Origin of the sequence: Microcoleus sp. B5-D4 (genome assembly GCF_036705145.1) — a bacterium.
In the GTDB taxonomy this organism is placed as follows: Bacteria; Cyanobacteriota; Cyanobacteriia; order Cyanobacteriales; family Microcoleaceae; genus Microcoleus.
The window spans coordinates 11,420-12,136 of record NZ_JAUBTV010000065.1 but is presented as its reverse complement, the minus strand read 5'-3'; the positions used below and the strand labels follow the sequence as shown (position 1 = coordinate 12,136).

The 717-nt window shown below is 70.3% G+C and carries 1 protein-coding gene; it reads right to left on the bottom strand.

The window, feature by feature from the left end:
- Positions 1–548 (bottom strand): hypothetical protein (locus QUB10_RS24495; protein WP_333205832.1); only part of this gene is annotated, 548 nt, incomplete at its 3' end.
- Positions 549–717 lie beyond the last annotated feature (169 nt).

Below are 717 nucleotides of genomic sequence, written 5' to 3'. Positions count from 1 at the left end.
ACCAACACCCGCGCCAACACCCGCTCCCGCGCCAACACCCGCTCCCGCGCCAACACCCGCTCCCGCGCCAACACCCGCTCCCGCGCCAACACCAGCGCCAACACCCGCTCCCGCGCCAACACCCGCACCCGCACCCGCGCCAACACCCGCGCCAACACCCGCGCCAACACCCGCGCCAACACCCGCGCCAACACCCGCGCCAGCGCCAACACCCGCGCCAGCGCCAACTCCTGCACCAACACCCGCGCCAGCACCAGCACCGGAACCCGCGCCAACTCCTGCGCCAGCACCAGCGCCAGCACCAGCGCCAACTCCTGCGCCAGCGCCCGCGCCAGCACCAGCACCCGCACCCGCGCCAACACCAGCGCCAGCACCCGCACCAGCGCCAGCACCAGCGCCCGCACCAGCACCCGCACCAGCACCCGCACCGGAACCAGCGCCAGCACCAGCACCAGCGCCCGCACCCGCACCAGCACCAGCACCAGCACCAGCGCCCGCCCCAGCGCCCGCCCCAGCGCCCGCACCAGCGCCCGCACCAGCACCAACATTAACGCCGACGCCAGCGCCGGTCTCAAATTTGCCGATCGCACCAACAATTACTCAAAATCCAGCGCCAGTCCCAAATTTGCCGATCGCACCGACAATTACTCAAAATCCAGCGCCAGTCCCAAATTTGCCGATCGCACCGACAATTACTCAAAATCCAGCGCCAGTCCC